Source organism: Paracoccus marcusii, from assembly GCF_006151785.1.
GTDB lineage: Bacteria > Pseudomonadota > Alphaproteobacteria > Rhodobacterales > Rhodobacteraceae > Paracoccus > Paracoccus marcusii.
Genome location: NZ_VDDD01000119.1, coordinates 1 through 10,133, shown reverse-complemented (window position 1 = coordinate 10,133; position 10,133 = coordinate 1). Strand labels below are relative to the sequence as shown.

The window sequence follows — 10,133 nt, the reverse complement described above, 5'->3', positions numbered from 1 at the left end:
GCGATCCCAGAACTGGTGAGGCTGTCCCGGTCTTCGCCAAACGGGTTCCTCGGTTCAGGGCCTCAAATCTTCTTCTGGACCGGCTCAACCGCCCCACAACCCCTGGCTGATCCCCACCCCCCTGCGCTTTCCGGCGCATAACACCTCATATCCCCGAGAGCGCAGCCAGGGGTTGAAGCACCACCCCTGCACCAGGCACCGTCTCACCAGCAAATCCCTCCGCTGCCACCAGCGCCACGGTCGACATCCAGACCTGCATGAGAGGCAGGGATCTGGCGCTCCCTGGGGATAACCCTTTCCCCTTCTTGCCTGATCATCCCCATTCCCGCGTGGCGCTCATCAAAACGTTCCGCACCCCACAACCGTAAGCCGAAGTCGAAACCGCGCTGACAGGTAAAAACCGGGCCAGTCCGCGCCGGTCGGCGCTTGCTCCCCGGGGGCTGCTTCGCCCGACACGGCCCGTCCCGGTTGTTCCCTGTAGATCATTAGAAGGGGAAAAAATAGATTCTTGAATTTAAATGCTTTTTCACAGGTACCTGCATCATCCAGATGAGGCACCCCTGCATCACCCAGATGATGCAACCTGCCTCACTGACTTTCAAATTCTGAAAGCAATGTTGACTTTCTTTTATTGATTGCAGACTTTCATAATTTGAAAGCAGGGGAGGCATCCTGCATCAATAAAGAGGCTGGGACATGACAAAGCTGCCAGAGAGAAAGACGCGCGGAACTTGGGTCCAGACAGAGCGAGCCGCTCACGAAGAATGGGCTCAACTGATCATCCGTGCGCCCAAAGCAGCTGCAGTCATGCATATCCTCACTGCGCGCATGGGCGACAATAATGCAGTGGTGATTTCACAGCGAGAGCTACAGACGGCGACCGGGATCTCACGGCCCACTGTCCAGCGTGCGCTTGCCACCCTTCGCGACGAAAACTGGATTGAGGTTTGGCAAGTTGGCGAAAGTGGAACGGTAAATGCTTATGTAGTCAACGATCGTGTCGCTTGGCATGGTTCTCGGGACGGCATTCGCCGAAGCTTGTTCACGGCCACAGTTGCTGTTTCAGAAGCCGAGCAGAAGAACACAAGCCGAATTGGCGAGAGTACACCGCTACACCGCGTTCCTTCGGTGTTTCCAGGTGAAATGCAGCTACCCTCCGGCGAAGGCTTGCCGCCCGTTTCACAGCCGTTTTTTGATGGGATGGAGCCTGATCTGCCTGCTATGTTAGTTGAAAAATAGACAGCTCCCCATATTTGCGTGCAAAGATTTGCGCAGCCTGACAATGCAAAGGAACGCAAAGCCTAATGCAATACAGCGCAAACCAAGCTGCGGAAGCCACTGGCAAGAACGTAGCGACCATCACACGAGCTATAAAATCGGGGAAACTCTCGGCCACCAAGGACACATCTGGGGCTTGGCAGATTGATGGGGCCGAACTGTCCCGCGTCTACCCTTTGCGCGCGCAAAGCCTGCAAACCCCTACAATGCAAAAGGACGCAAATCCTCCTCAAAGGGATAACTTTACAGACGCCAATGCCTTGCGCGAGGAACTTGCGGCCCTGCGCGAACGTGACAAGCTGAAAGATACACTATTGGAGAACTACGTCGCCCAGATGGCCGATCTAAAAGAGGACCGGGACAAGTGGCGACAGCAGGCCAACAATCTCCTTGCTAATCAGGAGGCAAAACTAGTTGTGCCGGCCCCCGTAAAGCGCCGCCGCTGGTGGCCATTCTAGTACATTGGCAAGATGCACCTTGCCTCAGAGGCAGGGCCCGGCCTTGGCCGCAAAGTATAGAACCAAGACAGGAGGCTCATCGAGGCGCAGAGCGTTGAGGGCCGTTCACCAGTGTCAGTTGCACGCGCCACAAGGAGATCGGGCATGATAAACACCCATCCTAAGCCCCTGCCGCCGCTGACTAGCGATGCCGAGGCGGAAGACTTCGTTGAGACGGCGGATCTGTCCGAGTATGACTTGTCAGGCTTCACGCCCATGCGCTTCAAGATCGAGCCAAAGCCGCCTTGCTGAATATGCGCCTTCCCGCTTCCCTCCTGGACGCGGCCAAGGCCAGGGCCAACGGCATCCCCGACATCCGCTCTGTGCGGCTACTGCTGGAGACAGACGTGGCGCGGCCCAGATAAGGCCGGTGACGCGCTTCTTGTCGGGGAGGGGGCTTTGCAGCCGAGCGGGACGAACTCGTCAAACACACAACACAAAATCCGCTCGGCTGATGGGTGTGTTGTGCCCGAAGGTGACCTGTCCGGCAACTTGTCCAAATGTACACGCATGGGTTTATCGAATGTAAGGTTTTGCAGTCCTGAGTTGTCTTAGTCCGGTCGGCGCAAAAGCCGGCCATAACCGTCGCTCCCGGCCCCCCGTTCAACCTCCGGGCTGCGCTCCGCTTGAGAAGCGGTGTTATGCGGGTAAAGACCTCGGCGCAGGGGATCGCGCCGACGTTGTGGGCAACTTCTATGTAGGTTCTTCATCAAAACGAGATCAACCCTTTCACCCAATGCTCCAGAACCTAAGAGGTGTGTATTATAGGTGTGGATCACCCTCCACAAAACATCCCTGCTCGATCCTTTTGATCCTATTTCGACCAAACTTTTGACGGTTCCAGTGAAGCTGGACGAGCTGGCAGAAAGTATCGCTGCCAGCGAAGTTCGACAAAATAGTAAAGGATAATAGAAGCTACGATGCAGAGGAACGATGCTACTGTTCCAAGAAAAATCTGGGATGCAACTGGAAGATCCGAGGGAGCAAATTTTGACAAAAGTTGGATGATATAAGGATGTGAAAGATAGAGGGAGTAGGAGGCATTTCCAAACAGAACAAGCAGACCAATTAAGCGTGAGTATCCAGGATTGAAAGAGACAAAGGCTGATACAAACAGTGCTGCTGGCAATGCACCAATTAGCAGCCATGGAACACCAGGAATTAGTCGGAGCATAATATAGGAAACTACCGCTGCACCTGCATATACCATCGTTCTGTTCTTAAATAATTTTGGAAATTTTGCATAAATTAGGTATATACCTACGCCCAATGCAAACTCTATTATCAAAGGATTACTGTAAAATTGCCAGACTGTTCCTTCAAAAGGAAGAATTTGTCCTGCGACAACTAAAATTACCACCACCATTACAGGCGCAAGAGGAGACTTCCAACCAGCTAGCAAACAAGCCCCATAGATAGCATAAAAAAACATCTCATAGTTCAACGTCCATCCCAGAAAGAGAAGAGGCTGAATCACACCGTTTGACTTATCATATGGAATGAAAAAAAGAGATTTAAATAGAGTTTCGAATGTAACGGTTGTGGAATTGAGAAGAGAAGGAACTATCAGACCTATTACTGCAATTCCTAAGGTTAGTATCCAGTAGAGTGGTACAACTCGCACGATACGACGAAGGCAGAAGTACCACGTGCCCCGTGCTGGGTCAGTCGTCATTGCAATAATAAAACCACTCAAAACAAAAAAAACGTCCACCCCTGCAGCACCAAAGGAAAATGGATTGGACTGATTACCAAATTCAATTTGGTAACCACTCCCGATATGAAACAAAACGACTGCGAATGCTGCAGCAAAGCGCAGGATCTGTAGTCCCAATAATTTTCCATCGCGCAACTGTGCTTTCGCACTGTCAGGGACGTGAGGGTCAGCCGCAAATACTACGTTCAATTTAATTTTCCCAATTAATATCTTTACGAATACGCTGCTCAAGTTCAATTGCCATGCGAGCATGCGCTTTTGCGCTTGGATGCCAATCGCAACCTAAGTCTTCGGGGTCAGGCTGCCAGCCGAAGCGGATCATGGCTACGTTGTCGTCGCCCTCCAAGTGACGTTTCACAACGGCTGACTCTATTGCTACCACCGCTGCATTTTGATCCTCCGGTCGCAGCATTGGTCCCATTGTAGCGTAGATCATTGCATCCGGAGAAGTAGCTCGGACTTCCTTAAGAAGCGTTTCATACGCAGCAATAAAATCGTTCGGCCTGGCGCCGTCGGCAAAGTCGTTTGTTCCAAGATGCACCACCACAACCTCAGCTAGTGGTAAAGGCGCTGGAACTGAAGAAGAGGGCAGTAATTGGTAAAGAAGCTGCGTCATTGTCCGTTGTGTTTCGCCGTTATAGTTTCGAACAAGGCCTGCTCCTGAAACAGCAAGCGTAACAATATCCGCATCTAGATTCCTGGCAGCAACTGCAGCGTAAGTTAAATATTGATTTTCAAATTCCGCCTCAAATCCACAATTGGTATCTGCACCTTCTACACCGTAGCCTGTTGAGATTGAGTCACCCAAAACAAGTATTTTCTTTCTATTTCTAATTGGAGACATAAAGCTGCCGTCAGTCCAAATTCTTGTGAGACTTATTTTACCAAATGCAGCCTCTGTTCGCTTAATTATGCGAACCACGTGATTTGATGGATTTTCACCATTAACAATAGAGTAAGTATGCTCACCTAATTGCGTGTCCAGCAGTCTTGGCTTCCCATCCACCTCAACAATGATACTGTTATTACCGCTGTCGGATATCGTTACGTCGAGCTGTGTGCCTTCAAACCTGATCTCTATCAAGCTACCCGGCCACTCGGCAGTTATTTTACTTGGCTCACTATGAAATCGGCCCACAAGGCGGACGCGTTCACTTAGGATATCCTGAGCTTGGGTGGGCAAGGCCATAGCAAAAAGGGCAATGATAAGCCTCACTGATAAAGCAGGTCTATGACGCCAGATTCCCAAGTTATACAACGCTTTTCTTAACTTCGTTTCACTCATAAAAACCGCTCCACACTCTAGTAAAAAATGATGCCAAAGACGGCAAATTGATTGTCAAAGTAAACAATGGTTATTGCCGCATATAGCAAGCATTATAACTAGAGAAAATAGATCAAAACTGACTACATTTGCACATTCGCAGCTTGGCAAGGATGCTATCGGGGAATCGAAGTACCATTGTCTAGACCTACTTTGATCGAGGCTAGAATCTTCACATGGAGTGGGTAAACATTGGTTCCGTTGAGCGTCACAACTCTGACCAACATTGCCAGCCGGATGGCTTACCAGCCGTGATCGTGGCCGTCGTCACGCTCATGGGCCCGGCGCTCCTGCTCCTGCACTCGTTCCCGCGCCTCCCGCTCGGCAGCCTCGCGCTGCGCCTCCAGCCGGCGCTCGACCTCGAGATCGCGCGCTAGTCCCTCCGCAGCGACTGACGCGCCGGGGGCGGCAGCGGCGAAGAACTCCCCCCAGGCATCGGCAGGCACGACCCGCTCCACGACGCCGCGCACCTGTTCCGCAGCCCGTTCCGTGACGCGCTCCAGCCAGACGCGGGCCTTCTCCGTTAGCTCCTGCGCTATGCGGGCCACCTCGACAGCCTGCTCCTTGATCTCCCGCCAGACCTGCACGGCCGCGACCTCGATGCCGCGCTCCTTGAGTTGCCACGCCCCGGCGGAAAGATGCGGCAGAGGCTGACGGTCCAGCGAGACGGCCCGGACCGTCTCGCGCAGGGCCTCGGCCTCGTCGCCGCGCTCTCTGGCCTCTAGGGCGAGCTCCTGCGCCTCGATGCGCTGCGCTTCCAGCGTCCGGTGATCGACGCGCTCCTCGGCACCACAGCGCTCCAGGGCGTGGTTGGTGTCCCGGGCCCAGGCTTCCCGCCAGCCTTCCAGCAGCTCCTTGGCGTTCCAGTCCCGGTTCTTGGTGGTGAACCCGTCAGGGCCGACCTCCCGGGTGGTCAGCAGGATATGGGCATGGTGGTTGCGCTCGTCCCCCTCGCGCCCGGGGGCGTGCAGGGCGATATCCGCCACCATGCCCCGGTCCACGAACTCGCGCTGGCAGAAGTCGCGGACGAGCTGCAGCCGCTGCGCGGCGTCCAGCTCATGCGGTAGGGCAACGCGGATCTCGCGGGCGACCTGGCTGTTCTTGCGCGTCTCGGCCAGCTCCACCGCGTTCCACAACGCCGCCCGGTCCTGCACCCAATCGGGGGCATCCGCAGGCGCGAGGGTTTCGACGTGATCGACCCCGCCCCGTGCGCGGTAATCGAAGGCGAGGCCGGTGCGCTGATCCACGATCAGCTCGGCGCTGCGATACGCCGCCGCTGCTGTGGCGCTGCGCCCGGCGGAGCGGGAGATCATCGTGGCTCTGAGATGATAGATCGCCATATGCGCGCTGCACTTTGCTAAGGGTTCAAGGGAAACGCGAGTGTTCCCTTGCCCACACAAACGCGCAGCGTTTGTATAAGTGGGCACTTCGTGTCTTGCACCCTACGCTCAGCATCTCCAGACTTGCAACCATTGAGCGACCACAGGATTTCAAAATGCCCAGAACCATTGACCAGCAGATCGCCGAGGCACAGGCCAAGCTGAACCGCCTCAAGACCCGACAGAAGGCCAGCGATACCCGCCGCAAGATCATCGTCGGCGCCATCGTGACCACGGAGGCGTTGAAGGACCCGAAGATCGCCAAGTGGATGGCGGCCACCTTGCGCAAGAACGCCACCCGCGAGGTCGATCAGAAGGAGATCGCCGGACTGCTGGTAGAGCTGGACGCGAAGGCGGGCACCGCATGAGCGCCGTTGCCAAATCCCCCGCCGAGCTGATTGCCGATCTGACCGACCAGGTGCGGCTCCTGCGCCAGGACGTGGGCAACCTCACCGCCACCGCGACCACCAAGGCCGAGGCGGCAAGGCTCATGGCCAGGATCGAGAAAGCGTCGGGAGAGGCATTCGCACACGCTCAGGAGGTCATTGATGCCTCGGAGCATCTGGGTAGGCGGATGCACCAAGATAGTGCCAGTGCCGCTCAGGTGGCCGCTGAGAGGGCCATCAAGGGCTTGGAGCATGAGATCCAGGCCGCCGCCACCCACATGCGCCTGGAGAGCGTCAGGAGCAGCAAAGAGGCCCTGCATCGGTTTGGAGGGGGTCTTGCCGTCTTCGGAGGAATTGCGGCTCTGGGGGGCGTTCTTGGCATCGTGGCGCTGCTTCTCATCCAGGGACGCGGCGATGCACGGGAGTTCGGAAAGCATCCGGAGGTGTTCTGTACGTCAGCCGGGGGCGAGATCGCCACCAACAGCGATGGCAGACGCTTCTGCGGCATCTGGATCGATGGCTGAAGCAGACGAACTGATGAAGGTCGCCAGAGGGGTGTTGCAGTTGCAGGATATGGCCGATGTTAACCGAAATTGCATTTCGGCATCCGCGCTGTGTTTTGAACCTCATCCTACTCTGTCCTACTCGGCGCAGAACACGTGCTGAAGAATCCTGGGTTCTTGAAACGAGATGGGCCGGTTATGAACCGACCCATCGTCCTACGCACCGTCAGATCTTGAGATCGTCAGGCTCAGTCCCAGCCACAATGGCCTCCCGAAACCAGGTCGGCTGCCGGCCACGTCCGGTCCAGACCTGCTCCGGATTGCCGGGGTTGCGGTATTTCGGGGCGACAGTGCCGCGCTTTGTGGTTTTAGCCCCTGCAAGCTCGGACAAAGAAAACCCGTATTCGCGGGCTTTTTCCTCAAGGTCGCGTCTGGCTTCAGATTTGCGCCGCTCGTCAAAATTGGCGATGGCCTTGTCGAGGTCCCGCTTGAGGCGCTTCAATTCGTCCAGGCTCATCGTGTCAAAATCAAAATCAGACATGGGTATCCTTGTTTTTACAGGTCGCCCGTTCCCTATAATCACGCGGCGTAAAAATAAAGAGAACAAATAGACCTTAGCGATTGGAATTTCCTGCTTCTTTTTCCTATCGGACATAATGTACAATTGCCTGATTAAAGCACAGTCCCAAACCGCCGGTAAACAAACGCTAGAAACAATAGCTGGATCTCAGTGGAGCGCTGACAGTTAGGACGGCGGGCCTCAGCATCGAAGATGGCCGTTCATGCACCGGTAAGGCGAAGGAAGAGGCCAGATGGTCCGCTCTGAATTGCTGGAGAAGCTGGTCCAGGCGCATCCGCATCTGCCCCGGCACGTGGTGGAATTGGCTCTCGAGGCCATCCTCAACGAGATCACCGCCCGTCTGGCGCAGGGCCACAGGGTCGAGTTGCGGAGATTCGGCAATTTCACCTGCAGAGTCCGAGAGGCCCGGATGGGTCGCAATCCCAGGACCGGTGAGCCGGTGTTCATGGAGACCAGGCAGATCCTGCATTTCAGAGCCGGCAGGCACATCTTGGATCGGCTCAACCGACCCACACTCCCCGGCTGATCCCTACATGCGCCTGAAGCCGTCAAAGGCCGTCAGCAGGCCCTCTACCGCTTCGGAGGGGGTCTGAGCCGTCTTCGGGGGAATTGCGGCTCTGGGGGCCGTTCTGGACATCGTGGCGATACACGGGAATTCAGGAAGTATCTGGGGCAAGCTAGCCACCGGAACCACGGACGTCGTTTCTCCGCCTTTGGGGTTGATCCCATGTCCTGGCCGATTGATCGAAGATCTCGAGGGGTCGTTGCAGTTGCAGGATATGGCCGATGTTAACCGAAATTGCATTTCGGTCGCCGCGCTGTGTTTCGAAACGACCCTCCAGGATCATTTTAAGCCGCCGAAAGGGCCGAATGACCCTGCCGTATGTCTTGAACGCGCAGCAGGTTTGCGTATATACATAAACGCATGTTGATGATCACCTGGGACGCGCCGAAGCGGCAGACCAACCTTGCCAAGCACGGTCTGGATTTTGCCGATCTCGACGAGGCGTTTTTCCTGGCCTCGGTCGTGGTCCCGGCAAAGGCGGGCCGGCACATGGCGATCGGGCGTCTCGCGGATGGCACCGTGGCGGTGGTCTTCGCGGCCTTGGGCACCCAAGGGGTGTCGGTGATCTCGATGCGCCCCGCCAGCGCCAGGGAACGGAGCCTGCTATGAGCAAGACCCATCTGACCGAAGACCAGATCCAGCGGATGATCGCCAGTGATCCGGACGCCCCGGAGGCCACAGCGGCGCAGCTCGCTCAGGCCCGGCCCTTCACCGAGGCCTTCCCCGCCCTGTCCGACGCCATGCGCCGGAACATGGGCGGACGGCCCAAGGTCGAAAACCCCAAGGTTGCCGTCTCGCTGCGCCTCGATCAGGACGTGGTGGCCCGGTTCAAGGCCAGCGGGCCGGGCTGGCAGACCCGTATGAACCGTGCCCTGCGAGAGGCTGCCGGGCTCTGATTTCATCCGTTTCATTGCTTGCGAGCGGCAGGAAATGGCGCAGCACGAAGCGCGGTGCGTCATGGCAGGTCATTTCGAAAGTTCCTTCATGCCGCTGACATTCAGCAAGACTTCCGCCATGATTGGTCAGTGCGAGTTCAGGAAGCGGCGTCCAATTCCAGGCGGAGCGCTCTGTTCCCGTCCCCCTGTCCCGGCCCTGTAATCCTTTTGGAAAAATTCGGTCCGGGGCAGGCTGCGCCCTCAACGACAAAGGTAAAACTGGTATCTAAAGGCCCATGCAATTGTATTGTATAGAGTGAATGCACAAATACCTCCCTACCCGTAGCAAGGCTGCTTATCAGGCAAATACCTATGCAGTCTTAAAGTAGGTGGCACCTACTCATTGGCTCAGCGGGCGGCATTTTTCAAACTGCGATACGAGCGCGGCCAAACCTTCGTTCAGCATTTAATTTTTTTGATTTCCCATTTTGTTATCTGCATCCCCAAGGCAACAACATAGCGTGCAACGGGGCTATGCAGGTCTTGAGGGGGCACGGATGAATCCATCGCCGCATAAAGTGCAGTAGCGTCAGCGTATTCCGCTTCAGAGGTGATCTCGGGTGGCACAAGACCAAAAAAATGCCTGAATGCCACCTCAAGCTGTTTTTTGGAAACGGCGGCAGTGACAGCTTTCAGCTGACCTTCATAATTATCCATTTACCAGCTCTATTCTATATTAAAAATAAAGAGGACTTCAACCTACCTCATGATTGAGGTCATGTCTTCTCTTTTAAGAGTTTCATGCATTATATCGAAAGATCTTCATAGCGAAGCGTCAGCAAGAATGAGGGCTATTAGGCTGAGAGACGGGATCACAATTGCGGCAATCAACGATATCGCTAAGTATGGATGAAATCATTCTTAGTCCTGGACACGACCCGCATGACCTCACAGAGCTTGAGCGAGCCTGCTCATACTCTATCGCAAAAAAGGAAGATCCATGCTTCGCTCGCAATTGATTGAGAGGCT

14 protein-coding genes are annotated in these 10,133 nt (G+C 55.5%); 9 read left to right on the top strand and 5 right to left on the bottom strand.

Going from position 1 to position 10,133, the window contains the following annotated elements; genetic code table 11:
* Window positions 1-696: 696 nt before the first annotated feature.
* From FHD68_RS15200 to FHD68_RS19400, 3 genes are all read left to right on the top strand, one after another.
* On the top strand, window positions 697-1,239 hold the full coding sequence (locus tag FHD68_RS15200) for a winged helix-turn-helix transcriptional regulator (protein WP_139086152.1): 543 nt from the start codon (window positions 697-699) through the stop codon (window positions 1,237-1,239).
* Window positions 1,240-1,304: 65 nt separating this feature from the next.
* Window positions 1,305-1,736, top strand: a complete 432-nt coding sequence (locus tag FHD68_RS15195; RefSeq protein ID WP_127900042.1) for a MerR family transcriptional regulator — start codon at window positions 1,305-1,307, stop codon at window positions 1,734-1,736.
* A 144-nt stretch (window positions 1,737-1,880) separates the two neighbouring features.
* The gene (locus FHD68_RS19400) at window positions 1,881-2,027 is read left to right on the top strand and encodes a CopG family antitoxin (RefSeq protein WP_208863785.1); all 147 of its coding nucleotides are present in this window, start codon (window positions 1,881-1,883) and stop codon (window positions 2,025-2,027) included.
* A 562-nt stretch (window positions 2,028-2,589) separates the two neighbouring features.
* Here the strand turns inward: FHD68_RS19400 and FHD68_RS15185 are convergent.
* From FHD68_RS15185 to mobQ, 3 genes are all read right to left on the bottom strand, one after another.
* A complete protein-coding gene (locus FHD68_RS15185) occupies window positions 2,590-3,723 on the bottom strand; it encodes an acyltransferase family protein (protein WP_164871527.1) in 1,134 nt (377 codons plus the stop codon).
* Window positions 3,683-4,777 carry an SGNH/GDSL hydrolase family protein gene (locus tag FHD68_RS15180; RefSeq protein WP_139086150.1) on the bottom strand — a complete coding sequence of 365 codons (1,095 nt, stop codon included), beginning with the start codon at window positions 4,775-4,777 and terminating at the stop codon, window positions 3,683-3,685. Before FHD68_RS15180 ends, FHD68_RS15185 begins: the two co-directional genes overlap by 41 nt.
* Before the next feature lie 281 nt (window positions 4,778-5,058).
* Window positions 5,059-6,156: a MobQ family relaxase gene (gene mobQ / locus FHD68_RS15175; protein ID WP_139086148.1), complete on the bottom strand. Its 1,098-nt coding sequence runs from the start codon at window positions 6,154-6,156 to the stop codon at window positions 5,059-5,061.
* A 155-nt stretch (window positions 6,157-6,311) separates the two neighbouring features.
* Here mobQ and FHD68_RS15170 point away from each other — a divergent pair, with 155 nt between their 5' ends.
* Genes FHD68_RS15170 through FHD68_RS19080 form a run of 3 tightly spaced genes read left to right on the top strand, consistent with a single transcriptional unit; the run spans window position 6,312 to window position 7,247 of the window.
* Window positions 6,312-6,563, top strand: coding sequence for a hypothetical protein (locus tag FHD68_RS15170; RefSeq protein WP_139086146.1), 252 nt, complete (start codon window positions 6,312-6,314; stop codon window positions 6,561-6,563).
* Window positions 6,560-7,105, top strand: coding sequence for a hypothetical protein (locus tag FHD68_RS15165; protein ID WP_139086144.1), 546 nt, complete (start codon window positions 6,560-6,562; stop codon window positions 7,103-7,105). Before FHD68_RS15170 ends, FHD68_RS15165 begins: the two co-directional genes overlap by 4 nt.
* The gene (locus tag FHD68_RS19080; RefSeq protein WP_167550416.1) at window positions 7,098-7,247 is read left to right on the top strand and encodes a hypothetical protein; all 150 of its coding nucleotides are present in this window, start codon (window positions 7,098-7,100) and stop codon (window positions 7,245-7,247) included. The genes FHD68_RS15165 and FHD68_RS19080 overlap by 8 nt, the downstream gene beginning before the upstream one ends.
* Window positions 7,248-7,310: 63 nt before the next feature.
* Here the strand turns inward: FHD68_RS19080 and FHD68_RS15160 are convergent, their stop codons facing one another.
* On the bottom strand, window positions 7,311-7,625 hold the full coding sequence (locus tag FHD68_RS15160; protein WP_139086142.1) for an H-NS histone family protein: 315 nt from the start codon (window positions 7,623-7,625) through the stop codon (window positions 7,311-7,313).
* 271 nt (window positions 7,626-7,896) lie between these two features.
* Between FHD68_RS15160 and FHD68_RS15155 the strand changes: the two genes are divergently transcribed.
* From FHD68_RS15155 to FHD68_RS15145, 3 genes are all read left to right on the top strand, one after another.
* Window positions 7,897-8,190, top strand: a complete 294-nt coding sequence (locus tag FHD68_RS15155; RefSeq protein ID WP_045983912.1) for an HU family DNA-binding protein — start codon at window positions 7,897-7,899, stop codon at window positions 8,188-8,190.
* A 399-nt stretch (window positions 8,191-8,589) separates the two neighbouring features.
* Window positions 8,590-8,838 (top strand): BrnT family toxin, encoded by a 249-nt coding sequence (locus FHD68_RS15150; protein ID WP_127900037.1) that lies wholly within the window; start codon window positions 8,590-8,592, stop codon window positions 8,836-8,838.
* The gene (locus tag FHD68_RS15145) at window positions 8,835-9,125 is read left to right on the top strand and encodes a BrnA antitoxin family protein (protein ID WP_139086139.1); all 291 of its coding nucleotides are present in this window, start codon (window positions 8,835-8,837) and stop codon (window positions 9,123-9,125) included. Before FHD68_RS15150 ends, FHD68_RS15145 begins: the two co-directional genes overlap by 4 nt.
* Window positions 9,126-9,563: 438 nt before the next feature.
* Here the strand turns inward: FHD68_RS15145 and FHD68_RS15140 are convergent, their stop codons facing one another.
* Entirely contained in the window at window positions 9,564-9,821 is a 258-nt protein-coding gene (locus FHD68_RS15140) for a hypothetical protein (protein WP_127900039.1), read from the bottom strand.
* Window positions 9,822-10,133: the final 312 nt, after the last annotated feature.